Raw genomic sequence first — 23227 nt, forward strand, 5'->3', positions numbered from 1 at the left:
CATTAAACAATTTAATCCTGACAGCGCGGCGGCAAAACAGATCGAATATTTAAGCCATTCGCAATTTTTTGCACAGCATTCATCACTTTCGCATCATTGCCCTGATATGAGGCCAGCTGAATTCCCATAGGCAAGCCATTCTCACTCTGCCCTATTGGGAAGGCATAACTAGGCGCATCTAGATAATTAAATGGCCGAGTATATTCACCTACGTGGCTAAACTCAGTATCAGCCGCGCTTGATACTGCTGAAATAAATGGACTCACTGGAAAGAGCAAACACTGGCCATTTAAAGACGCCTCAAAATCTTGCTGAAATTGAGCACGCTCTGCAATTAACGTCTCATATCGCTGCGGGGTAATTGTTTTCCCGCGCAGAATACGCTGTCGAACCAGCTCCCACATCGGAATTTCATGATTTTCAGCTGAATCACCATGATATAGATAACTTTCATACGCAATAATGTCGGACGTTCGATCTGACAAATCCTGAAAATCAAAATTCAAAGGCGGCTGCCAAGCTTTAACTTCAATCCCCAAAGATTCTATGCGTTTCACCCCTTCACGCCATAGAGCCAATACTTCCGGCTCGAGCGGATAAGGAAATGCAGATTCATCCAAAGCGTAAATCACATTTTCAGCTGAAGCGGATTCAGCACTTACCTTACTTAGCAGCGGAAACAAAGTGCTGATATCATCAGCAAAACGTGAAAAAGGCCCTAATGTATCCAAGGTTTTAGATAACGGAACTGCACCATAGCCTGCAATTTGATAACTCGATGGCTTAAACCCAAACACGCCATTTAAAGCTCCAGGAGTTCGAATTGAACCGCCAGTATCGCCGCCAAATGCCATAGGACACAGACCGGAAGCCACAGCGACAGCTGAGCCAGATGAAGAGCCGCCTGGAGCAAATTGCTGTTCAGCCCAAGGATTTTTAGGTGTGCCCTGCATTGGGTTCTGTCCTGACAGGCCAAATGCCAGCTCCGTCATCTTGGTTTTACCCAAAATCACAAAGCCCAAAGCCTGCAGCTGATCTGCAAGTTCGCAGTTCGCTTGCGCTATTTGATCGAGATAAACTGTTCCAGCATGCGTGATATGACCTGCCACATCCAAATTATCTTTCAATAAAATTGGCACGCCATGAAATGGGCTCAACCGCGTGCCTTGCTGAAGCAGCTCATCCAAATGTTTCGCTTGTTCCAAAGCCTCAGACTCGAACAGTTCCGAAATGCAGTTGAGATCTTTAAATTTCAGATTTCGATCAATATAAAATTGAACTGATTCAGCTGAAGTTATCTTTTTGCAGGCAATTTGACGGCCCAGCTCAAGTGCAGATAAATTCACTATATTCATTTTATATCTTCCAAACCTTTTCCTGCCGTTTCAGGCATTTTAATAAATGTGATTAACGTTAATAAAGCGCCGACTAAAACCATAAAATAGAAGTAATCCTGCTTACCGATACTTTGCAGCCAAGTGAGCACGTAAGGCGTTGTACCGCCGAGCAAAGCCACCATTAAGTTATATGGCGCGCCAATGCCTACGGCTCGGACTTCCGTTGGAAACTGTTCTGACATAACCGCTGGGCCAATGGCCGTATATAAAGCATATAAAACCAGTCCAAAAAGTTCGACCAATAAAATCGAAGCAAATGTTCCATCCATCCATTTAATAATTGGATAAAAGAAAACCAAATAGCCAACAGCAAACACGATCAATTGCGGTTTACGGCCGATTTTATCTGATAACCATCCAAAAACAGGCTGGCACAGCATAAAGATAATCATGCTGACTGTATTTGCAGCAAAAGCTGTCTGCGGCTCAGCACCCAGCACTTTAATCGCGTAGGTCGGGACATAAACCACAAAAATATAGAACGCAAAGGTCGTTAAAATTGAAATGCCGACAATCCGCATGGTTTCTTTTGGATGGCGTTTAATCAGCACAGCCAAAGGGTTCTTTACCGTATCTTTTTTATGGGTCATTTCGCTGTCAGGTACGGACTTACGGATCCACATGCCAATTAAGCCGCCAATTGCGCCAAGAATAAAAGGAACACGCCATCCGTATTCATTCATTTGCATCTCAGTCAAAGCGCTTGTTAAGCCCCAAGCAAGACCTGATGCCATTAAAATACCAATCGCCGAACTAAAAAACATAAAGCTCGAATAAAAACCGCGCTTATGTTTTGGCGCCATCTCTGAAAGATAGGTCGCGGCTGAAGCAAACTCACCGCCTAAAGATAAGCCTTGCAGCAATCGCGCCAGCACCAGAATAATCGGCGCAAAGATACCGATTGATTCATACGTTGGAGAAAGGCCGATCATCAATGAACCGCCCGCCATCATGATGATGGTGGCAGCCAATGCCGCTTTTCGGCCAAAACGGTCAGAAAAGATGCCCAGCACGATTCCGCCCAGCGGACGCATAAAGAATCCGACAGCAAAAATTGCAAAGGTCGCAAGCAATGATGCCGTTGGATCATCTGATGGGAAAAACTGTTTTGAGAAAAATACCGCAAAAGTCGCATAAATCGTCCAGTCAAACCATTCAATAGCATTTCCTACAGTTCCTGCAAGAATAACTTTCTTTTGTGATACATTTCCCTCGGTGGAAATTGTTTTTTGCATTTTAGACTCATCCATAAGCGTCTCATTTAATATTTAGACATAAATACACAATGTATTTTATTTTCTAGACTTAAATTAAGATTATAATTAGTTTTTAGACAAGTCAATCATCATGAGTGAATCTTTTAGTCTCGACGAAATCGATATAGCATGTATCAAAGCGTTAATATCCAATCCAAGAGGATCATGGCGCGAACTCAGTCAGACCAGCGACGTTCCTGAAAAAAAGCTTTCGCGGCGGCTCAGTAAATTGCTGGATGAACAGGTTATACGCACCGCTATTGAATTGAATCCTGTAGTCGCCAATAAAGGCTATACCGTTCATGTGTGGATCAGCGTGAAATTTGGCAAAGAAAAAGAAGTGGCGCAATTTTTCGCAAATCGCCCAGAAGTCCGCATTGTTTTCTTAACCACAGGACTTGCCGATATTTTTCTTGAAATTGGATTAGAAAAACCCGCGGATCTTTCTGTATGGATGCATGACTTTGTCACTCAAATACCTGATATTAAAACGGTAGAGACTCAAGCCGTCTTAAAACCATTTACCTGGGCCAGCAAGCCTAAAACGCTAGAAGGCTGCACCGATAAAAATGTAGGTTTCAGATCTTTAAGTGAAATAGAATTAAAACTCATTCATTTGCTTTCAATCGATGGCCGTTCATCCATCAAAAGTTTGGCTGAACAAATTGAATTGAGCGAGCATAAAACTCAGAAATTACTGAATGACTTATTGGAAGAAGGGATTTTCAATATTCGAGTCGATGTCGAACCGAGTCTAATGGGGTTTAAATCCGAAGCCATCATTTTGATCAAAGCTCGGCCAGATGCAGCCAATAAAATTGCCAGTACTTTATCGGAACTTAAAAATACGCGCTGCCTGTTTGGCATTAGTGGGGATTCACAATTTTTCTGGCATGTACTGTGCAATGATTTAAGTGATTTATGGCAGTTGATTACTGAAGATTTAGGCAATTTTGAGGGCATTCAGTCCTGCAATACCAATATGGTGACCTTGGCCTTAAAACGCGCCGGCTTTATGCGTAAAATCAGCAGCGCGCAATTATTCTCAGGCCTAGATTAAAATAAAAAAGAACCGCATTTGCGGTTCTTTTTAAACTCAGCTCAATTAGGCTTCATTCGGATTACTCAGCTCAGTCATTGGCCAGCGCGGTGTCGTGGTCACAGCCAAACCATCGTGCTGCCCTGCTTTTAACCGCTGATAGCCAGCAAAAGCAATCATGGCGCCATTGTCAGTACACAAGGCTGGTTCAGCATAGAACACCGTTGCGCGGATTTTGGCTAAATCCGCTTCCAAGCGTTCACGCAAGCGTTTATTGGCACTGACCCCGCCTGCAATCACTAAGCGCTTCAAGCCAGTTTGCTTTAAGGCTTTGACAGATTTTTTAACTAAGGTATCCACCAACGCTTCTTGGAAAGATGCCGCAATATCCGCTTCACGGCCTTCGCCTTCCACTTTTTTCAATTGCACAGATACCGCAGTTTTTAAACCGCTGAATGAAAAATCCAAACCTTGATGCAGCATTGGACGCGGGAATTCAAAGGCATTCATGTCACCTTCCATCGCCAATTTAGAAATATTTGGACCGCCGGGATAAGCAAGACCCATCATTTTCGCCACTTTATCAAAAGCTTCGCCCGCCGCATCATCAATCGACTCACCCAGCAGCTCATATTGGCCAATACCGTAAGCGGCCATGAGTTGGGTATGGCCGCCTGAAACCAATAGTGCAACAAAAGGAAATTCCGGCGGTGTTTTCGACAGCAATGGCGCCAGCATATGGCCTTCCATATGATGCACGCCAATCGCAGGCTTATTCAGCGCAAAGGCTAAAGTTCGGCCAAACAGCGCGCCAGTCATCAGCGCGCCCATCAAACCCGGCCCGCGAGTGTAGGCAATCGCATCAATTTCAGATTTTTTGATGCCGCTGTCTGCCAAAAGCTGTGTAATGAGCGGAATTAATTTGCGCACATGATCGCGTGAAGCCAGTTCTGGCACTACGCCGCCATATTCTGCATGCAGTTTAATCTGGCTATACAGCACTTGCCCGCGCAAACCCAACTCGCTGTCATACAGCGCAAGTCCTGTTTCATCACAAGATGTTTCTAAGCCTAAAACGATCATTAAACTGCCTATAACCTGTATCAAATCTGTCGCGGAGCCTATTATAGACTTGTGGTCTGAGATGTAAATGAGTAAAATACTGACCTTCACTTGTGATCAAAGGCAATTCTGCCTAGATCTTATCCATAACTTAATGAGGATTCTTCATGCCACAAGTTAAATTGAAAGAAGGCGAACCAGTAGACGTAGCTATCCGTCGTTTCAAACGTTCATGCGAAAAAGCAGGCGTTCTTGCTGATGTTCGTAAACGTGAATTCTACGAAAAACCTACTCAAGAACGTAAACGTAAAAAAGCTGCTGCTGTTAAACGCTACCAAAAGAAATTGGCGCGTGAATCAGTACGTACGACTCGCCTTTACTAAGATTAATTTGTGATTGATTGACTAACCTGGACAAGATAAATGACTACTTTAAAAAACCAAATAACTGAAGTTTTAAAAGCCGCTATGCGTGCTAAAGAAATGGATAAGTTAACGGTAATACGTAGTCTGCAGGCAGCAATCAAGCAAATTGAAGTCGATGAGCGCATAGAGCTTGACGATAAGCAAGTTCTTGCGGTCATTGAAAAGCAAATAAAACAACGTAAAGAATCGATCAAAGCCTTCAGTGGCGCTGGTCGAGAAGATTTAGCTAGTAAGGAACAAGCCGAACTTGAGGTTTTATCTCAATTTCTACCAGAAGCTATGACTGAGGAAGAACTTGATTCCATTATTGCGCAAACAATTGCTGCGCAAGAAGCTACTAGCATGAAAGATATGGGTAAGGTGATGAACTCTCTGCGTCCGCTCATAGCCGGACGCGCCGATCCTTCTCAAGTTTCTGTAAAAATTAAAGCAAAACTTGCTTAATCCCTAAATTGCTTCCCTCTTTTGCGTTGAACTGCCTTAATCTGTAAATACAACCTTTAAGACAGTTCTTCTGTAAATTTTAAATCAAATAATGTTTAAAACTAAATAATTTAAAAACCAAGCATTTTCAATTCCAGACACTCTATTTCAAAGCACCGAAAATCATTCTGCTGTTTTATCAATTCAAACTGCATTGAACATCATAGCGTTTCAGCATCTGCATCTCTTTAGAGCTTAATACCTGCGCAATCACATCCTTCTTGGTAAGATTGGCAAATTGCTTGTCCAAATAAGCTCGATTTGTGTCCGCTGCCGCGTATAAATCATCCGCATATTTACCCAGTATTTTACAAAAATCCGCCTGCTGCGCAGCAGTGAATCCCCGCTGCATTGGATCCAAGGTATTTAAAAAATTACGTGTGCTCTGTTTATAGCCTTCATTGATTTTATCAACAGCCAGCACATACTGTTCTGCGCTTGCCGCCTGAACTGGCTGACCAAGCTGAAGCAGCAATCCCAAACCCAAGCAGGCAAATTTTATTTGTTTCATATCGTTAATCTTTTTCATCATTGAAAGCGCTCAAGCGCATTGTAACATTAGCCAAGGCGCACGCCCAAATACAGCATCAACACCAATTCAAAACCCATGAATGCAAATAAAATCAGGCTGATGCTGCTGATAAGCCAACTCAGCAGGCGCCGGCACATAACCTTCTGTCACCGTGCCTAAACGCAGCCGCAGCACATTCGGCAGATCGGTGCGGAAAGAATAAATTGGGCTGCCGCACTGACTGCAAAAGACCCGCGCTTTGTTTTCTGTGTGGAAATATTCTGTTAAGTATGGATGCCCTTGCAGCAACTCAAACTTAGATTGATCAATGGGGCTATTCCAGCCAAATGCAGCGCCTTGCGCCAATCTGCAATGCTGGCAAAAGCACAAAATGCTTTGCGGCAGCTCAGCATGATATCGGTATTGGACCGCACCGCATAAACATTGCCCCTGAATCATCCCATTCCTCTTTCTTATAATAATGACAGAACTATCCAACATAAATTTTTTGATTTAAATCATCTGCTCAGTTCTGAAACCGCAATGCCCAGAACATCATTTAGACGTTCAGCTGGCGTTCTTTCTGCATCTGAGTCAAGCGCTGCTCAATAACCGGCAATAGTGATTTATTGTCTTTTGCCAGCCGTTTTGCATGTAAAAGCGACTTAATAGCATTTTCTTCACTGCCCGACCAAAATTCCACTTCTGCGCGGTAACGCAGCACATTAACCGAACGCAAGGCTGATGCGCTGTCCGCATTTGCAGATTGCTGCATCAGCCTCCAGCCAGACACATCACGCGGATTGCTATTCAAAAATTGGCGCACAATCATTTCAGCCCGAGCAGACTGCTTATTGCGGATTAACGCCTCTGCATATTTATAATTCAGCGCGCGATTTTCCGGCATAATCGTGGCCGCGCTGCTAATGAGTGCCAGCGCATCACTGATCTTATTTTGCCCCAAATAAATATCGGTTTGCAGCAAAGTCATCAGTACATGACTGGACTTAACCGTTTTTGCTTTATCAATGGCGCTTTGCGCTGCTACAAAATCACCATGCTGAATCTGCCATGCCGCCAGCGCCAGCAAACCGGCAAAATTATTCCGCCCAGCCAGCGCCTGCAGCTGCTGTTCACTGCTTTGCCCTGAAAGCACACGGCTGTATTGCCGCAGCACCTCAAAATCTTCATTATTTAAATTTGGCTTCACTTTCGGCAGCTGGTTCGCGCGCAAGCGCGCCTCGCTCATCCGCTGAGAAGTGAGCGGATGCGTCAGCCAGAAATCCGGTAAAAAACTGACGCGGCTGGTTTCCCTGTTCATCACTTCAAAGAAATCCGCCATGCTTTGCGGATTATAGCCAGAGGTATACATATACTGCATGCCAATACGGTCTGCCTCACGTTCTTGATTCCGGCTATACGTCAGCTGCTTGTCCAGCAAAGCTGCCTGTGAACCAAGCATGACTGCAGCGCCGGCATCGCCGTCAGCTTTCGAGGCCACCAATGCACCGACCAAAATGCCCGCCAAAGACAACAGGCCCTGCCCCTTAAAAGCCTCCTGCGAACGGCTGTAATGACGCTGCGTCACGTGCGCAATTTCATGCGCCATAACCCCCGCCATCTCATCCATATTGCGCGCAGAATTAATCAAGCCTGCATTCAACGCAAACAGGCCGCCAGGCACAGCAAAGGCATTAATTTGCGGATCATTGATAATAAGCAAGCCAACAGGCTGATTTAACTGAGTTTGACTTAAAATATTTGAAAATACCGAATACAGGCGGTCTTCCAGCCACGGGTTCTGCATGACAGGCATCTGCTTATTTACTTCGCGGAAAACTTTTTCCCCAATGGCGCGCTCTTTTTGCTGATCAAGCAAGCCTACGCCGCCGCCAATTTCAGGAACAGAAAACTGCGCTGCTGAATTAAATTCTACCGTTGCAGAATCAGACGCTTGAACCTGCGCAGCTGCTGTAAATACCCCCAAACTGCAGGCCAGTAAAATTCTTTTCAATGCTGAACCCAATCCAATTACCGCTCAATGAATGCAATATAGCATTGAAAATTGAGCAATTATGAAAGAAAGTGTTATTAATTTTTAACGCTTATGCTGATTTAACGCAATATTGAGGCTGCCTACCCTCCAAGGCGTCAACCAAGTTTTTATAGGCCAGTTCAACCATGCGTTTTCGGGTTTGAGCCGTCGCAGAACCCACATGAGGCAACGTCACTGCATTATCCAGCTGAAATAATTCAGACTGCTGAAGTGGTTCTTTCTCATACACATCCAAACCTGCGGCAAAAATGCTGCGGTTTTTTAAGGCCTGAATAAGCGCCTGCTCATCCACCACCGAGCCGCGTGCAATATTAACCAGCACGGCATGCGGCTGCATCAGTTGCAATTCTTTTGCTCCAATCAGCGCCCGAGATTCAGCATTCAAATCCACAGCAACCACCACAAAATCCGAGCGGCTTAAAAGCTCATTCAGCGTGCAAAATTCCGCCTTGAATTGCTCAGCCGTTTCAATTTTTTCGCGGCGGCTATGATATAGCACATTCATATTGAAGCCATGAAAGCCGCGGCGGGCAATAGCGGCGCCGATGTGCCCCAGCCCAATAATGCCTAAAGTCTTGCCGTAAATATCCACACCAAATTGATCTGGCCCAGCTGTTCTGCTCCACTGCCCGTGTTTAGTCCACGCATCCAATGAAGGCACTTTTCGCGCTGCGCTCATCAATAATGCAAAAGCTAAGTCTGCGGTTGTTTCTGTCAGCACATGCGGGGTATGCGCCAGCCAAATATTTTTTTGATTCAAGTAGCCAACATCATAATTATCATATCCAACACTGACGCTGGAAATGACTTTCAATTTTTCAGCATGCTTTAAATTGCGTTCGTTCAGCACACGTCCGGCGCCGATCATGCCATCAGCATCGCGGCTGGCTTCCAAAATCTGCTGATTCACATCACCGTTTTTGGGATTGATTTGAACAACCTGATAGCGCTGTTCCAGTTTCATCAAAATTTCACGATCGATTTGGCTAAAAACAACCACTTTCTGGCTCATATCAATATCATTCCTTGATTTTATTTTGCATAAATTGCCAAAGGCGCTTCTTCAGCAGCGGCTGATCCAGCATGTCCTGAAGGGAAGCCAAATGAATGGATTGGGAAGACTGCAAGTATGGAACCTCTCCCAAGCACAACACGGTTTTTTCCATACTGAACGCATCTGCAAAACCCTGCACATAAGACGCGGCGCCGCGACCATCCTGCATATTTTGCCATGCAAATGGCCACATCAGATGATGAAACTCGGCAGAAACGGCACGCTGAATATTGCGCCACAGCATCTGCTGCTCTGCAGTCACCGCCGTAGAATCAATCAACAGCACACATTGCGGCAAAATCAGCGCTTCAATTGCAAATGCGGGAATCTGCAGTATTGGAACGGCAGGTTCTTGTGAAACAACCGGCGCAGCAGGCTGCTCTTTTACAGCGGCATGCTGAGCGGATTGGTCTGCAAAAACCGCTGAATCTTCATGCGCATTCAGCACCGGCGCAGGCGGCTGCAAGCGCTCTGCAATGGGTTTCGTCAGTAAAATTTCTGAAATATTTTCTGCAAAACCGGATGAAATCATGTCTTCCGGCGCTTGATCACGCCATACAGCAGGCTGATGCGGCTGGCATGGCGCATCCCTAGGAATCCAAACATCAATTCCCAATACTGCCATTATGTCCCGCTGATGCCCCATCATGCTTTCATCATCATCAAATTCATCGTTCATATTCTAGCGAGATTGGCCGCATTTTGCTGTAACTTTCTTTCAAATCAGCTCAAAGCCTAATCATCTCTATTTTTGAGCAGCGCACGTCTGCAAGGCAGATTTTGAATCAGAATGCAGTAAAATCAATTTACCTCAAATAATCATCAAGTTATTCATTTTCTGCATAAATTCAATCATTTCATCCGTTTCAAACCCTAAGCGCCAGTACAGCAGCTCCAGCACATCCAGCTCATCCTGGGTAATAATCCGGTCGCTCCACAGGCAATATTCAGCAATCGTCAAAATACTGAAGCGGTCGCGCAGCAACAGTCCAGCAATATCATTCAGAATTTCCGCCAAATCAATTGGCTCATCCGAGATGTCGCTATACATTTCCAATTCGCTTGGGCTCAAAATACGCTGCAGAATTCTTTCACGCACATCCAGCTGATTGTCGCTGTTAATCTGCTGCACATGAAGCAAAGCGTCAATCAGGCGCACGATGCTCGGTTTGACATCTTCCAGTGAGGTCGCCATATGCATCGGCATCAAATTCAATTCGAATTTCACACGCTCCAGCAGCAAGGCGTCCAGCAAGCCAATTTCACCATCTTCTTGAATGATGCGCGCCAGCTTCATTAAAAATTGACGCGCAATCGTTGCCGGCATGCCGCCAATGTTCTGACAAGCCTCTTTGAAAATCGCAACATGCACGCGGCCATCCAAATTCAGCAATGAATCCACAATCGCGCGGCTCACTTCCGCTTCTGTCGGAATGAATTCACGGTACTGGCGGATCATCAAGATGGCCACCATCACTTCACGCGAGCCTGTTGAGGTCTGCAGCGCGCGGTCAATCAGTTCCGGCCGCTGCCAGTTGGCGCGGATTTCGGGTTTCAGCGGCTTGATTGCATCCTTGATCGCAAAGCTGATTGGAGACAAACGAAGCAAAGGCAGCGGCTGCGGCGAGCTCCACGGCATAGCGACATTGGGGCTGATATCTTCCAGCGAACGGAACAAACTGAATAAAGGCTGATTTTTGAGCTTTTTCAAATTTTCCAGCTGCAGATCTTGAATAATGCCGGGATTCAATTCAAAAATGCGCTGTTCAATGCTGGGATGAATATTCATCCAGTTTTGCTGGCTCAGCGCATTGGCAAAGCACATATGCGAAATCGATTCCGCATACTCACTGTGTATTTGCGAACCTGAATGATGCACATAAATCCGCAGCAAAGTCTGAATATTGGCGTCATTTTGAATTAAGCGCTTGGTCTTCTGATCGTTCTTATAAGTGCGCCCGCCCAAGGTAATAAATTTGATAAAACGGGTGATCAGCACCCCCAAGCAGCCTGTCAGCCAAATCAGCGCGCCGATAGCGACATACAGCGTTTCAAATTTATTTTCACGGACATAGCCATTGCGGTAAAACCCGCGTTTGGCAATTTTACTGCCCCATTGGCTGAACGTGGTTAAGCCGCTGTATAAAATTTTCAAGCGGGTATTTTCCGCGGCTTCACCAGAAAGAATCTTATTGAATTCATGGCTTAATAAACCATACAGCTCCATTTCATCCAGATTCTGCATTGCCCCCCAAGTCAGGATAATGGCCGTATCTCTAGGATGAAAGCCTGCGGTTAAAGCATTCACCCCCACTTCATTCGGCAGAACATACAAGGCCGGCGTATCAATTAAAAAAGTGCCGGCCAGCTGTTCGGTAATTTTCAGCGCGGCATTTTCTTCCGGAATGCTCTCAACCAAGCTTAAGCGGCGCGCGCCCAGCTGCTTGGCCAAAGAATGCCCACCCATACGGAAAACATAGACTTCATAAAGCACGGACACTGACATAATCAGCAGCAAAAGCGCAATCAGATAAGGGCTTAATGCATGCCAATAGATCGATTGGGTTGGATCCGCATAAAAAACCAAGAGGCCGGCAATGGTATTGAGAATTGCAATGGTTAAAAGCACTGCGACCGCACAAATAAAAGCGGACCAAAATATATTTTTGCTTTTTATAAAACCGTAGCCTGCTCGTCTCAATGCAATCCCTAAAACAACATTGCCTTTTGTTTAACCATCATAAATGAAAAAAGCGGGAAATTCCCGCTTTTTCATAGACTTTTTGAAGCGCTTAGCTTTCGCGAACGCCTGTTAAATCGACCGATGCAGCATCAATATTGACATCGATATATTTATCTTTGCTTTCCAGCTTTGCAAAATCATTGCGCTGTTTTTCCAAAGCCGCCAGATATTCATCATCAATGCCGCCAGCCACATATACGCCGTCAAATACGGAACAGTCAAATTCCTGCAGTTCCGGCACTTTGGTGGTGCGTACAGCCGCTTTTAAGTCTTCCAAGTCCTGGAACACCAAACGGTCTGCGCCAATGATTTCACGAATTTCTTCAACACTGCGGTCTGATGCAATCAGCTCAGATTTTGCTGGCATATCAATACCGTACACGTTTGGATATTTCACCATAGGCGCTGCAGAGGCAAAGAATACTTTTTTCGCGCCCGCATCACGCGCCATTTGGATAATTTCGTTGCAGGTCGTGCCGCGTACAATGGAGTCATCCACCAGCAAGACATTTTTGCCTTGGAATTCAAGCTCTACAGGGTTCAGCTTTTGACGTACAGATTTTTTACGCAGCTGCTGGCCCGGCATAATGAAGGTACGGCCAATATAGCGGTTCTTCATAAAGCCTTCGCGGAATTTCACGCCCAGTACATTCGCCAATTCCAGCGCAGAAGTACGCGATGTATCCGGAATTGGAATCACGACATCAATATCGTGCTCATCGCTCCACTCGCGCAGAATTTTTTGCGCCAGTTTTTCACCCATTTTCAGGCGGGCTTTATATACAGAAATGCCGTCAATTGTGGCATCTGGACGCGCAAAATAGACATATTCAAAAATACATGGACGGTATTCTGGCGCAGGCGCACACTGCTTGGTGCTCATCTCGCCATTTGCTGTAATGAAAATCGCTTCGCCCGGCTTGATATCGCGCTCAACCTTAAAGCCCAGCGCAGTAATTGCCACAGACTCAGAAGCAATGATGTACTCCTTGCCCTGCTCTGTTTCACGCGAACCATAAATTAAAGGACGGATGCCGTTTGGATCACGGAAGCCGACCAAGCCTTGGCCAGTAATCATCGCAACGACAGCATAGCCGCCTTTGCAGCGGTCATGCACGCGTGTAACCACTTCAAAAATATCTTCTGCAGCCGCAGTCAATTTGCTGCGTTTTTGCAATTCATGCGCAAAAACGTTCAGCAGCACTTCAGAATCCGAATCGGTATTCATGTGACGCAAATCTGTTTTAAACAGGTCGTCATGAATTTCAGCCGCATTGGTCAAGTTGCCGTTATGCGCCAAAGTAATGCCATAAGGCGAGTTCACATAAAACGGCTGCGCTTCAGCGCTGCTTGAAGATCCTGCTGTTGGATAACGCACATGGCCGATACCGTAATTGCCCTGCAACGCGCGCATATGACGAGTATGGAACACGTCGCGCACCATGCCGGTATCCTTGCGCAGGAACAGGCGTCCTTCATGGCAAGTGACGATCCCAGCAGCATCTTGTCCACGATGCTGTAACATCGTTAATGCATCAAACAACATTTGGTTAACAGGTGATTTACCAGCTATACCAACTACTCCACACATAGCAACCTCGCAGACAAGCTAGGATTAATAAAAAGGATTATTTGTTGACTCACCTGAAGGCTGCCCTTTTTTAGGCGCAGCGCCAGATGCAGATTCTGAAGATTTTGGCTGATCTTCAGAATGTATATGATGCAAGGCTTCATTGGCAGCATCTTTGGACATTTGCGCAGCCCAAGGAGCATAAGGCAATAAAGCCTGAATAAATTTTGACTGCTTCCAATGCGGTGAGCTTTCCACCCAAGGGCCAACACCCTGAATGGTAATCAGCACCACCAGCAAGCCTTTTAAACCGCCGAATACGCCGCCGGCCAAACGGTTCAATGGCCCTAATTTCAAGCTTTTTAAAATGCCGTTCAGCAAAGAAGTGGCAATCCACGTCAAAACCACAATCAGCAGCACAATAAAAGCAAAAGCGGCTATCTTCTGCACCACTGGATCTGAACTGAGCGCAAGCATCGAAGGTGCCAAAACGGATGCATATTTTGCCGCAACAATTAATGCCAGAATCCATCCTGCCAAGTTCGCAAAGGCTTTAATAAATCCTTGACGCAAACCGTTAAGCCCTCCGATGAGCAATATGATCAGTATAAAGATATCAATGGTGTTCATGATCTTTACAATGCGTCGACGCAGTCTTTTACAAGCTTAGGTCCTGTATATATGAGGCCGCTGTAAACTTGTACAAGGGCAGCGCCCGCATTCTTTTTCGCCAGCGCATCTTCGCCGGACAAAATACCGCCCACGCCGATCAATGGAATTTGACCTTTCAGCACCTTTGCAAAAGCCGCCAGGCAGGCAGTACTTTTAACAAAAACCGGCGCGCCAGACAAACCGCCCGCTTCATCGCCATGCTTCAGGTTTTCAACACCTTCGCGCGACAATGTCGTATTGGTTACAATCAAGCCATCAATTTTAAATTGCAGCAATTGATTGCTGATGAACTGAATATCTTCCTGCTCTAAATCAGGCGCAACTTTCAGTACCAAAGGCACATAATGCTGGTATTCATCCGCCAGTTCAAGCTGACGCTTTTTCAAAGTTTCCAGCAATTCAGTCAGCGCATCGCCGCTTTGCAGGCTGCGCAGGTTCTTGGTATTTGGGGAAGAAATATTAACCGTGATATATGATGCGTAGTTATAGACTTTTTCCAGGCAGATTAAATAATCGTCAACTGCATTTTCTACCGGTGTCGCTGCATTTTTACCAATGTTGATGCCGAGCACGCCTTTAAATTTAGCCGCTTTGACATTTTCAATCAGCTGATCAACACCGTCATTATTAAAGCCCATGCGGTTGATGATGGCTTTTGCTTCAGGCAAACGGAAAAGGCGCGGTTCAGGATTGCCCGGCTGAGGCTTAGGCGTAATCGTGCCAATTTCGATGAAACCGAAGCCTTGCGCCGCCAGCGCATCAATATAAGCGCCGTTTTTATCCAAGCCTGCCGCCAAACCAACAGGATTAGGAAACTCAATACCCATGCACGTTACTGGTTTTGCAGCAACAGCCTGTCGCATCAAGCCCATTTTGTGGGATGATTTCAAAAGGGATAATGTCAGCTCATGTGCACGCTCTGGTGCTAAAGAAAACAACAAAGGGCGGGCAAGAGAATACAACATATCTGTAAAAGTCTACTGCTTTTTAAGTCGCCATATTATAGGCATAGCCCAGCAAAAACACCATGCTTGACCATTCTTTATTTTTACCGATTATTGTACAGTCGCTGTTAATTTAATCTGGCCCGCTTCCGAATTCAGTTCCATTTTTTCTATGCTTAAGCCCATTTGCGCCATTTGCGTCAAAAAATTGGCCAGAACGGCATAATTTTCATGCATGACCGCAATCTGAATTTGATCACCGGATTGCTGTGAAGCGACGGAAAGCCCCTGCTGCTGCGCTGCCCGCTGCACTTTATCCGCCGCAGATAAAACCGTATCACCTGCAGGCTTCATGGTGACGGCGTTGCTTTGCATCCAAACAACGGTATCTTTCAAATCATTGAGGCGCTTTTGCTGAAACTCGGCGGCCTTATGCATATAAAACAATGCCGATCCCACAGCCGCGACAATCACAAAGACTGCAGTGAAAATCACCATCACCCGCTCGCGCACAGAGAGGCTGTCTAAATAATCAGTGACCTGCTCAATACGCTGATCAATGCCCTGCTGTAAATGGTCTAATGCTTTCATTATTGTATTTTCACCAATCCGACAACCCCTGAACTGCCAGGCTGAATATTCCCCAATTCCACTTTAAAGCCTTGCTGATTCAGCTGCTGCGTTAAATTTTGCAGCATTTCAGCAGAACTGGCTTTCAGCTCCATATTTAAAGCGGAAGCATCATACGAAACACGGTTGGCCGTGATCTGCTGCTGCATCAGCAATGGCCCGACACGGCTCAGCAAAGACAGTGCCTGCGTACTGCCGCTTTGATTTTGCCGCAGCTGGCTTTCGAACTGGCTTTTCAGCGTTTGCTCAGTCACCGGATAGCTCTGGCCAAACCAATACTTGAATTGATCAATCGCCTGAACCGCCATAGCATTCGCCACTTTTTTATTTTGATGCCAGCGCACAGCATCAAAGCTGAATTGAACAATCAGCAAGCCCAGCAGCACCGCTGCACAAGCTTTCCAATAGCCCGACACGCCTTGCTGATTCTTGGCTTTCGGCAGCACATTAAAAGGATGCTGCTTTGCCTTTTTAATGTCCGACACTTCATACTGAAAGCTTTGCAGCTGATCTTCAGTAACAACTGCCCGCAAGCTGTCCATCTGCTCTGAAGTTAAATTGGTGATTTGGTAGAGTGCATCCGCAGGCTGAAAATCTAAAAACAAAGACAGATCATCAACCGATTGCCCCAAATATTCATTCTGACGCACCAAAAGATGGCCTTCGATACTGCCTAAAACCGTCTTGCCTTCTTCTGGAACCGGCAGCAGCAGGAAATCCGGCAAAATGGATGCAACTTTTACAGGAATCAGAGTCAGCGCATGCTGCAAAGTTTCTACCGCAGCATTGGCCACTCCCATCACAGTCAACTGTTCCGGATTCTGAAAATGATGCAGCACCTTCATCGCATCTAAAGGCAGAATCACATACTCTTCCAACAGGTATTTCACGCCATCTGCGCCGAGCTTTTTATACTGCGCTTTAGGGAAAGACTGCTGAATGAACTGCGCATCTCGGCTTGGAAAGAAAACCACCGCCTCTTTTCCATGATGAGGCTGTATATCTTGAATCAGCTGTTCCAGACTCGCCGACTGCTGCCAGCGCTCCCCATCCGACCACTGCCAAACCCCATTGGCTTCAGGTGTCCATAAGTACAACATCGTTTTTTGTCTGCCGTTATAATGAGTTTATTATGCTGCGGGAATAAAACGCTTAATTTCTGTCGAAAGCCCAGATGCAATCACCGCCTGCTCATAAATCCGGGCTTCCGCCAAGGCATAAGGATTGAATGATTCTGCCAGCAAGATGGATGCAATATGCGCGACAACATTCATATGGCAAACCACTGCGATCGACTCATAAGGCAAATGCGACAGCCACTCAACTGCCGCCTGCGCATCATCATCCGGCTTAATGGTATTGCAAATCACCACAGGCACTTCAGGAAAATGCTGACGCAAATGCGCTAAGGTTTCCTGAGCGCGCAAAAGCGGGCTCACTACAAATACTTCAGGCTGAATCATGCCTTTTAAAAATGCAGCTGTTTGCTCCGCTTGCAGATGGCCGCATTCTGTCAGCGGACGCTTGGTATCATTTCCCATCACTGGCGGCGCCGCTTCCCCGTGACGGACTAAAGTCAGTTGCATGCTGTTTCCTTTTTTCTATGCCGCAGTATATTTTCTATTTATGACCGTATCACGTCGATGATGGTCTTTATCATGCATTTTGCAGAGCTTAAAACATCATAAGCGCCAAATTCAACAGCAAATGTTCTACAGATCTGATTCAGCGCTTAAATCCCCGAATGAATCGTCTTCAATTTATTGATGCGGCAGCACAAACTCCACATCGCTGCGGTGTCCATTCTTCATCAATGAAAGCGCAATGCTCAGCGGCGGCGCGCCTTCAAAAATCACATCATACAGCGCGCATGTAATCGGCATATACACATTCAGCGCTTCCGAACGCGCTTTGACTTGCACAATGGTATTAATGCCTTCGGCGGTTTGCCCCAGCTCCTTGGTTGCCTGTTCCAAAGTTTTGCCAGAACCCAGGGCAAATCCCACTTGATAGTTGCGGCTCAGCGGGCTGCTGCAGGTTGCAAACAAATCCCCTACGCCGGAAAGCCCCAAGAAAGTCAGCGGATTGGCGCCCAGCTCCACAGCAAAACGGCTCATTTCCGCCAGCGCGCGGGTCAAAATCATACTCTTGGTGTTTTCACCGACGCCATAAGCTGCCGCCATCCCCATCGCAACGGCATAAATATTTTTCAGCGCGCCGCCCAGCTCAACACCATGCACATCATCGCTGGCAAAAACACGGAATAACGCGCTATGCAAGGCCTGCTGCACCACTGAACGCACCAGTTCAGAATCACTGGCAATAACTGTGCCGGCTGGCTGCCCTGCAACAATTTCTTTGGCTAAATTCGGGCCTGACAATACGCCATACGGCACTTCAGGCAAAACACCGCGAATAATATCGCTCATAAAGCTGAAGGTTTTTGCTTCAATGCCTTTCGTTAAAGAAACGACCGCTTGAGCAGTGATAAACGGCTTGATTTGTTCCAATACGCTGCGGAAAGAATGGCTCGGAATCGCCACAAAAATGATATCGCGGCCGCAAACAGCCTCTTCCAAATTCGAAGTCGCTTTTAAGCCTGCTTCCAGCTGAAAGTCCGGCAAATAACGTTTATTGATATGTGATGTATTGATATCCGCTGCAGCATCTTCATCACGAATCCAGATCATGGTATCGCAACCATTACGCACGGCCGTATTCGCCATCGCTGTGCCAAAACTGCCGCCGCCCAATACGGTGACGCGCAAAGCAGGCTTATCCGTTGGCGCAGCAGGCTCAACTAAATCTGAAAATTTAAGTTCTGACATTGTTTTTATTTCCTGAACCGCTCAATTTGAACGCTTATTTTTTCCAATTGCTGACAAATTCTGAAACATTAATTTCTGGGCGCGGCGGAATAGCTTTAACCGCAGTGCCGATATAAATAATCCCTGAAATCAAATCATCCGCTTTTAAACCCAGCGCTTTTTTAAATAATAACGACTCAACTACCGCCCCGCTGCGCCACATGGTCGAAAACCCCTGAGACTGCAAAGACAGCAGAAAGTTTTGCACGGCTGCGCCTGAACTCAAAATTTGTTCAAAATGCGGCACCTTAGGATGATCCTGCAGCTGGGTCAAAGCCAAAACCAGCAGCGGCGCACGGAATGGATGGTGTTTTACACGCTCTAGCTGCGCTTCCTCCTTCTGGCCGGTATCAGCCAAAGCTTTAGACAGCAGCTCACCAAAAGCTTCGCGCTCAGCTTCGGCAACCACCACAAAACGTGTCGGTTTTAACCGATGATGATCCGGCGCAGTCAATGCTGCGGCAAAAGCCATTTCCAGCTGCGCCGCATTGGGTGCCGGCGCAACAAGATGCCCAATCGATTGTCGCTGATGAATGTTTTGATGAACCGTTTCAACCGCAAGATCTGTCATTGATTTTCTTTATCACTTAATATCGCTGCCTCAAGATTAGCATATTCTCAAGCACTTACTCCATAAGCATAAGACCGCGAATTTTCAAAAATACTTCGGTATTTTTTACTGTACAGTGTATTCAAGAAAAGCTGCATAATTTATACAGGTTTCACGCATCTTCTTTATCAAGCTATGTTCAAATAGACAGAATGTTTATCCTTAACGGGGAAAAGTTATGAAAAAACAAATACTCATCTGCACTTCAATTGCTTCTGCACTTTTACTCAGCGCATGTGCGTCAACTCCTACCCAGTCATTGGCTATTCAAAAAGCCGACAATCAATATGAAGTCACCGGTGTCGGAAAATCAGCATTAATTTCAAAAAATAATGCCATCAGCGCAGCCAACAGCACATGCGGCAAAAATGCTGTGCCTGTCATTACGGATGAAAAAAGCGAATACAATGGCGCATTAAAAGGCGTTTTGGATGAAAAAACCGGCCAGATGGTGCAAGCTGCCGCCAGCGTATTAGGCACAATTACCGGCACTAACGGCAATTTAAATAAAGATGATGACTATCAAACCGTCTTGACCTTTACATGCCGCGCTAAATAACTGAGACTCAGCAGCTTGGATCACACCAATTCAAAGCGCCCTGTTTCCAATTTATCAATGAATTGAAAAACATAGGAAATAAAAAACCGCTCAACAGAGCGGTTTTTTATGAAGTGCATTTGCCTATTTCACAAAATCAGCAATAGCCTTCCAAACGTGTTAATGGCAATTTTTGGCCAATTGCTTTTTCAATTTCAGGCAGATAGAACGCATCATCTTCAGACAGGAAACTGATACTGACGCCGCGTGAACCTGCACGTCCGGTACGGCCAATACGGTGCACATAATCATCCGACTGTTCCGGCAAGGTGAAGTTCACCACATGAGAAACGCCATCCACATGAATGCCGCGGCCTGCAACATCGGTTGCAATCATAATGTTATGTTTGCCGTTTTTGAATTGATCCAGCATTTTCAAACGTTTGTCTTGCGCAATTTCACCAGACAGCATAACGACTTTATAGCCATCTTTTTTCAAGTGGTCGTATAAGCGGCGCACTTGATCACGGCGGTTAGCAAAAATCATCACCTTTTCAATCGGCTCATCGCGCAGAATATCTTCCAGCAATTTATATTTGTCAGACTTCGCCACCATATATACGCGCTGTTCAACGTCCGCATTGGTTTTCTTTTCCGGCTCAATTTCAACCGTCACCGGTTCAAACAGCCATTGCTGCGCCAAATTCAGTACGTCATAGCTGAATGTTGCAGAGAACATCAAGGTTTGGCGCTGCTCTTTGCGCGGCGAGAAACGCACAATACGTTTCACTGAAGGAATAAAGCCCATATCCAGCAAACGGTCAGCTTCATCAATCACCAAGAATTCAATCTGATCCAGCCAAACTTCTTTCTGTTCGACCAAATCAATTAAACGGCCTGGGGTTGCCACAATAATATCTACAAAGTTTTTCGCCAGCTGGCCTTTCTGCTTGTCAAAATCCACCCCGCCCAGCAGTGTTACAACATGCAGGTTGGTAAATTTTGTTAATTCTTTGGCATCGCTTTCGATCTGCAGCGCCAATTCACGTGTCGGCGCTAAAATCAATGCGCGAGGCTCGCCGCGGAAACGCTCAGTCTGAATCGGGTTGTTCAGCAAATCATTAATTACGCTGACCAAGAAGGCTGCTGTTTTACCCGTACCCGTCTGTGCACGGCCAATAGCGTCATGTCCAGCCAAAGTAAACTTTAAAACTTTTTGCTGGATTGGCGTCATTTCTTTGAAACCCAAAGCATCAATTGCTTGTTTCAATTGCGGATGTAAATTTAAGGTTTCAAAACCGGATGACATATAAATGCGCTCTAACGTTAGTAATCACAAAAAACTTGAACCATTATAAACAAAAAACGCCCCAATTTACATTGGAGCGTTTTTAAGACTTATTAGACTATTAGTCTAATGGCTGAACTTCTTCAGCTTGGAAGCCTTTTTGACCTTTTACTACGCTGAATTCAACGCGTTGGCCGTCACGAAGTGAACGGTGGCCTTCGCCTTGGATAGCGCGGAAGTGAACGAATACATCGTCGCCGCCGTTACGTTGAATAAAGCCGAAACCTTTAGTATCGTTGAACCATTTAACAACGCCTTGTTCACGAGCTGTCATAAGTTAATCCTCATTGTATTGCATAAAAAGGACCACCCGGTGTTGCAAACAGCAGAGCAAACAAAGTTTAAAAATATTTTTATTTCTAAGCTTGTAATCATTCTGTAAAACTATTAACAAAATCCCGGTTACATCCATTTGAAATAGGGCGACAAGCAACTTTTGCCTATCTGAAATCCTAAATACGCATCGAGCTTATCACGGGTTTATGACAAATAATAGAATTTTTTTCATCATTATCAATTTTATCTCATATTATTTTTTTCACAGGCTCCATAATTTTCGTAAATTGCATCGTAAAGACAAATATATTGCTTTTCATTTGGGATTTTGCATCCAGTTTGCTAAAATTTATGTTCTTTTTTAAAAATCGTGAATGGATTTTGAAGTGAGTGAAAATTCGTCCGGCGCATTGCTTGCAAATGACCCGGCTGCAGATCCGATGCTGATTGATGCAATGGGTAAACCCTGCCCCATGCCGCTGCTGCTGCTGAAGAAAGCGCTGAAGAGCCATGCTGGCAAAATTCTGCTGCTGAAGTCATCAGATCCGCACAGCCAGCAGGATGTTTCACGTTACTGTCAACTTCATGCTTTAAACTGCCAAATGCATAAAGTTTCCGATTATGAATATCACTACTTAATTGAATCTTAAATATTTTCAATTAAACTAAACGCTTTCAGATTCGTATAAAAGTTTACATTTCGCTACCCAAATTTCCATATTTCAGGTAAATATTAGATTAAGATGAATCTTAATTAATAGGTTAAAACCTTTTGACTCTTAAGGAGAACACATGAGTGACAGCAGCAATCAATTGATGCCCCTGTCATTATCGGCGCCTGGGGTGAATCTTGGTGCTTATATCAGTACTGTCAACCAGATTCCAATTCTTACAGCTGAACAAGAAAAAGAGCTGGCAGAACGCTATTATTACGACCAAGACTTAGACGCCGCAAAAATGCTGGTCATGTCTCATTTACGCTTTGTCGTTCATATTGCACGCAGTTATGCGGGCTATGGCCTGCCTCAAGGCGATTTAATCCAAGAAGGCAATTTAGGCTTAATGAAAGCCGTAAAACGTTTTGACCCAAATATGGGCGTGCGTTTAGTGTCCTTTGCCGTGCACTGGATTAAAGCTGAAATTCACGAATATGTGATCCGCAACTGGCGTATTGTTAAAATTGCGACAACCAAAGCGCAGCGCAAACTGTTCTTTAATTTGCGCAGCCTGAAAAAATCATCTAAAAAACTGACTTTGGCTGAAGCGCAGTCCATTGCAGAAGATTTGAACGTAACCGCCGAGCAAGTGCTGGAAATGGAAGGCCGCTTAACTGCGTATGATGCCGCCTTCGAAGCGCAAGGGGATGACGACGATGAGGGTTCAACCCATGTTGCGCCTGCACTGTATTTAGAAGATAACCGTTACGATCCTGCGCGTCTGGTCGAAAATGAAGACTACGAAGAACAAAGCACTTCTGCCCTGCATGATGCAATGGATCAGCTGGATGACCGCTCGCGCAATATTTTGCAGCGCCGCTGGCTGGATGATGAAAAATCAACTTTGCATGAGCTGGCCGCAGAATATAACGTGTCTGCAGAACGCATCCGCCAGCTGGAAAAAAATGCGATGGAAAAAATTAAAGTGGCGATGTCATCCAACTGATAAAACCATTTATCTTAAAAAAGCGCTTCAGCGCTTTTTTTATTGTCAAATTTTAAGCATTTCATTATAGTGCCAAAAAAAAAT

The 23227-nt window shown here is 45.4% G+C and carries 25 protein-coding genes; 6 read left to right on the forward strand and 19 right to left on the reverse strand.

Translation table 11 applies throughout. From position 1 onward, the window contains the following. Positions 1-11: 11 nt before the first annotated feature. Together ACE3T3_RS05955 and ACE3T3_RS05960 are read right to left on the reverse strand one after the other, a co-directional pair. Positions 12-1355: an amidase gene (locus ACE3T3_RS05955; RefSeq protein ID WP_374665011.1), complete on the reverse strand. Its 1344-nt coding sequence runs from the start codon at positions 1353-1355 to the stop codon at positions 12-14. Beyond that, a complete protein-coding gene (locus ACE3T3_RS05960; RefSeq protein WP_374665013.1) occupies positions 1352-2632 on the reverse strand; it encodes an MFS transporter in 1281 nt (426 codons plus the stop codon). The genes ACE3T3_RS05955 and ACE3T3_RS05960 overlap by 4 nt, the downstream gene beginning before the upstream one ends. 112 nt (positions 2633-2744) lie before the next feature. Between ACE3T3_RS05960 and ACE3T3_RS05965 the strand changes: the two genes are divergently transcribed. After that, positions 2745-3713 (forward strand): Lrp/AsnC family transcriptional regulator, encoded by a 969-nt coding sequence (locus ACE3T3_RS05965; RefSeq protein ID WP_374665015.1) that lies wholly within the window; start codon positions 2745-2747, stop codon positions 3711-3713. Between the two features lie 45 nt (positions 3714-3758). Here ACE3T3_RS05965 and tsaD read toward each other — a convergent pair whose 3' ends face one another. Beyond that, positions 3759-4775 (reverse strand): tRNA (adenosine(37)-N6)-threonylcarbamoyltransferase complex transferase subunit TsaD, encoded by a 1017-nt coding sequence (gene tsaD, locus ACE3T3_RS05970; protein WP_374665017.1) that lies wholly within the window; start codon positions 4773-4775, stop codon positions 3759-3761. Positions 4776-4921: 146 nt separating this feature from the next. Here tsaD and rpsU point away from each other — a divergent pair, with 146 nt between their 5' ends. Both rpsU and ACE3T3_RS05980 read left to right on the forward strand, forming a co-directional pair. Next, a complete protein-coding gene (rpsU, locus tag ACE3T3_RS05975) occupies positions 4922-5137 on the forward strand; it encodes a 30S ribosomal protein S21 (protein ID WP_001136722.1) in 216 nt (71 codons plus the stop codon). 39 nt (positions 5138-5176) lie between these two features. Continuing rightward, a complete protein-coding gene (locus tag ACE3T3_RS05980; protein ID WP_374665019.1) occupies positions 5177-5623 on the forward strand; it encodes a GatB/YqeY domain-containing protein in 447 nt (148 codons plus the stop codon). A 178-nt stretch (positions 5624-5801) separates the two neighbouring features. On the opposite strand, the gene ACE3T3_RS05985 is transcribed toward ACE3T3_RS05980, so the two are convergent. From ACE3T3_RS05985 to ACE3T3_RS06050, 14 genes are all read right to left on the reverse strand, one after another. Beyond that, positions 5802-6164, reverse strand: a complete 363-nt coding sequence (locus ACE3T3_RS05985; protein WP_374665084.1) for a hypothetical protein — start codon at positions 6162-6164, stop codon at positions 5802-5804. 96 nt (positions 6165-6260) lie between these two features. Further along, a complete protein-coding gene (locus ACE3T3_RS05990; protein WP_374665021.1) occupies positions 6261-6632 on the reverse strand; it encodes a GFA family protein in 372 nt (123 codons plus the stop codon). A 100-nt stretch (positions 6633-6732) separates the two neighbouring features. Next, positions 6733-8160 (reverse strand): M48 family metalloprotease, encoded by a 1428-nt coding sequence (locus ACE3T3_RS05995; protein ID WP_374665086.1) that lies wholly within the window; start codon positions 8158-8160, stop codon positions 6733-6735. A gap of 118 nt (positions 8161-8278) precedes the next feature. Further along, positions 8279-9241 carry a 2-hydroxyacid dehydrogenase gene (locus ACE3T3_RS06000; protein ID WP_374665022.1) on the reverse strand — a complete coding sequence of 321 codons (963 nt, stop codon included), beginning with the start codon at positions 9239-9241 and terminating at the stop codon, positions 8279-8281. A 7-nt stretch (positions 9242-9248) separates the two neighbouring features. Beyond that, positions 9249-9932, reverse strand: a complete 684-nt coding sequence (locus ACE3T3_RS06005) for a hypothetical protein (protein WP_374665088.1) — start codon at positions 9930-9932, stop codon at positions 9249-9251. A 162-nt stretch (positions 9933-10094) separates the two neighbouring features. Further along, entirely contained in the window at positions 10095-11984 is a 1890-nt protein-coding gene (locus ACE3T3_RS06010) for a M48 family metalloprotease (RefSeq protein ID WP_374665024.1), read from the reverse strand. A 91-nt stretch (positions 11985-12075) separates the two neighbouring features. Next, positions 12076-13617: an amidophosphoribosyltransferase gene (purF, locus tag ACE3T3_RS06015; RefSeq protein ID WP_374665025.1), complete on the reverse strand. Its 1542-nt coding sequence runs from the start codon at positions 13615-13617 to the stop codon at positions 12076-12078. A gap of 24 nt (positions 13618-13641) precedes the next feature. Beyond that, a complete protein-coding gene (locus ACE3T3_RS06020) occupies positions 13642-14226 on the reverse strand; it encodes a CvpA family protein (protein ID WP_374665027.1) in 585 nt (194 codons plus the stop codon). Between the two features lie 5 nt (positions 14227-14231). Further along, the gene (locus ACE3T3_RS06025; RefSeq protein WP_374665029.1) at positions 14232-15233 is read right to left on the reverse strand and encodes a quinone-dependent dihydroorotate dehydrogenase; all 1002 of its coding nucleotides are present in this window, start codon (positions 15231-15233) and stop codon (positions 14232-14234) included. Positions 15234-15323: 90 nt separating this feature from the next. After that, positions 15324-15803, reverse strand: a complete 480-nt coding sequence (gspM, locus tag ACE3T3_RS06030) for a type II secretion system protein GspM (protein WP_374665031.1) — start codon at positions 15801-15803, stop codon at positions 15324-15326. Beyond that, on the reverse strand, positions 15803-16942 hold the full coding sequence (gspL, locus tag ACE3T3_RS06035) for a type II secretion system protein GspL (RefSeq protein ID WP_374665033.1): 1140 nt from the start codon (positions 16940-16942) through the stop codon (positions 15803-15805). Before gspL ends, gspM begins: the two co-directional genes overlap by 1 nt. Positions 16943-16972: 30 nt before the next feature. Further along, the gene (locus tag ACE3T3_RS06040) at positions 16973-17428 is read right to left on the reverse strand and encodes a phosphoglycerate mutase family protein (protein ID WP_374665035.1); all 456 of its coding nucleotides are present in this window, start codon (positions 17426-17428) and stop codon (positions 16973-16975) included. A gap of 174 nt (positions 17429-17602) precedes the next feature. Further along, positions 17603-18670 carry an NAD(P)H-dependent glycerol-3-phosphate dehydrogenase gene (locus ACE3T3_RS06045; protein ID WP_374665037.1) on the reverse strand — a complete coding sequence of 356 codons (1068 nt, stop codon included), beginning with the start codon at positions 18668-18670 and terminating at the stop codon, positions 17603-17605. A gap of 34 nt (positions 18671-18704) precedes the next feature. Then, a complete protein-coding gene (locus tag ACE3T3_RS06050; RefSeq protein WP_374665039.1) occupies positions 18705-19280 on the reverse strand; it encodes a nitroreductase family protein in 576 nt (191 codons plus the stop codon). A gap of 217 nt (positions 19281-19497) precedes the next feature. Here ACE3T3_RS06050 and ACE3T3_RS06055 point away from each other — a divergent pair, with 217 nt between their 5' ends. Then, entirely contained in the window at positions 19498-19878 is a 381-nt protein-coding gene (locus ACE3T3_RS06055; protein WP_374665041.1) for a hypothetical protein, read from the forward strand. 136 nt (positions 19879-20014) lie between these two features. Here the strand turns inward: ACE3T3_RS06055 and rhlB are convergent, their stop codons facing one another. Both rhlB and ACE3T3_RS06065 read right to left on the reverse strand, forming a co-directional pair. Then, positions 20015-21166 (reverse strand): ATP-dependent RNA helicase RhlB, encoded by a 1152-nt coding sequence (gene rhlB, locus ACE3T3_RS06060; RefSeq protein ID WP_374665043.1) that lies wholly within the window; start codon positions 21164-21166, stop codon positions 20015-20017. A gap of 100 nt (positions 21167-21266) precedes the next feature. After that, positions 21267-21479 carry a cold-shock protein gene (locus tag ACE3T3_RS06065; RefSeq protein WP_005177104.1) on the reverse strand — a complete coding sequence of 71 codons (213 nt, stop codon included), beginning with the start codon at positions 21477-21479 and terminating at the stop codon, positions 21267-21269. Positions 21480-21921: 442 nt separating this feature from the next. Between ACE3T3_RS06065 and ACE3T3_RS06070 the strand changes: the two genes are divergently transcribed. Together ACE3T3_RS06070 and rpoH are read left to right on the forward strand one after the other, a co-directional pair. Continuing rightward, on the forward strand, positions 21922-22131 hold the full coding sequence (locus ACE3T3_RS06070; protein ID WP_374665090.1) for a sulfurtransferase TusA family protein: 210 nt from the start codon (positions 21922-21924) through the stop codon (positions 22129-22131). A gap of 142 nt (positions 22132-22273) precedes the next feature. Beyond that, a complete protein-coding gene (rpoH, locus tag ACE3T3_RS06075) occupies positions 22274-23143 on the forward strand; it encodes an RNA polymerase sigma factor RpoH (protein WP_374665045.1) in 870 nt (289 codons plus the stop codon). Positions 23144-23227: the final 84 nt, after the last annotated feature.

The sequence above is a fragment of the Acinetobacter sp. genome, from assembly GCF_041919735.1.
Lineage (GTDB): Bacteria > Pseudomonadota > Gammaproteobacteria > Pseudomonadales > Moraxellaceae > Acinetobacter.